This is a genomic window from Endozoicomonas sp. ONNA2 (genome assembly GCF_024606365.1).
Lineage (GTDB): Bacteria > Pseudomonadota > Gammaproteobacteria > Pseudomonadales > Endozoicomonadaceae > Endozoicomonas.
The window spans coordinates 1-1,067 of sequence record NZ_JAHHPO010000156.1; the positions used below are offsets into that span (position 1 = coordinate 1).

General features: G+C 54.6%; 1 protein-coding gene and 1 pseudogene. Both read left to right on the forward strand.

Features of this window, described 5'->3' with window-relative positions:
- Window positions 1-482: DUF2764 family protein (locus KDK14_RS02865; RefSeq protein ID WP_257263514.1), on the forward strand; the 482-nt coding region annotated here is incomplete at its 5' end.
- Between the two features lie 18 nt (window positions 483-500).
- Window positions 501-1,067 (forward strand): annotated as a pseudogene (locus KDK14_RS02870) (V-type ATP synthase subunit A); the annotation flags it as partial.

Here is a 1,067-nt window from a genome sequence, read left to right on the forward strand (position 1 = left end):
ACCTGGCAGAGCGCCTGTTGCAGGAGTTGGACAGCCCCGATCTGAAAGAGCTGGTGAATTGGCGTCTTGATATGCGAACCATTGCTGCTGCCTTGCGACGCAAGGCCAATGGTATACAGGCTCCGACGTCTGCGAAGTGGAGCTATGGTAGCCGCTACGCCTACATCCGCCGCAACTGGAATCATCCAACCCTCGGTTTACAAAATGCATTCCCATGGATCCCGGTGGCGGTTGAATGCCTGGGCAAAAAAGACTACCTGACGCTGGAAAAAACAGTGATGGAAGCGGTGTGGAACAAGCTGAACGAGCTTGGTGCCAGACATCGTTTTGATTTTGAAGCGGTGGTGATCTATCTGCTTCGCTGGAATCTTGTTGCCCGCTGGACCTCCTACAATGGCGAAGAGGCAGTGGTTCGGTTTAATGAGCTGACCCACCAGGCATTGGGCGAATTTGCCCGCCAATTGCCGGGTGCTCCGGATTAAACGACAACGGATATACACATGACTGAAGAGACAAAAACAGATCTGATGCAGCAGACCTCTGCCCGGGTAGTAGCGGTGATGGGTGATATCATTACCATCGAGAGCATCATTGGCCACAGTGGCGAGCGAAAACCGCTGGTCAAGAACGAGGTGGTTTACGTACTGCCCAGCCGACGCGCCAATGAAGCGGTGGCTGAGCAGCTGATGGCTGAGATTCTCCGGGTCCGTGGCAACACGGCGGATATTCAGGTGTTTGAGGAAACCCGTGGTGTCGCTGTGGGTGACATGGTTATCCAGAGCGGCCACATGCTGTCTGTGGATTTGGGGCCCGGTATTCTCAGCATGATTTACGACGGGCTGCAGAACCCGCTGGAGCGTCTGGCGAATCTGTACGGTCGCTTCTTGCAGCGGGGCGTTCAGGTTGAGTCTCTGGACCGTACCCAGAACTGGGCATTCACTGCTGTGGCTAAAATCGGCGATAAACTCCGCGCCGGTGAAACCTTTGGTACCGTGCCGGAAGGGCGCTTTACCCACAAAATCATGATTCCGTTTGATACCATGGATGAAGTGGAAGTGGCCTGGATT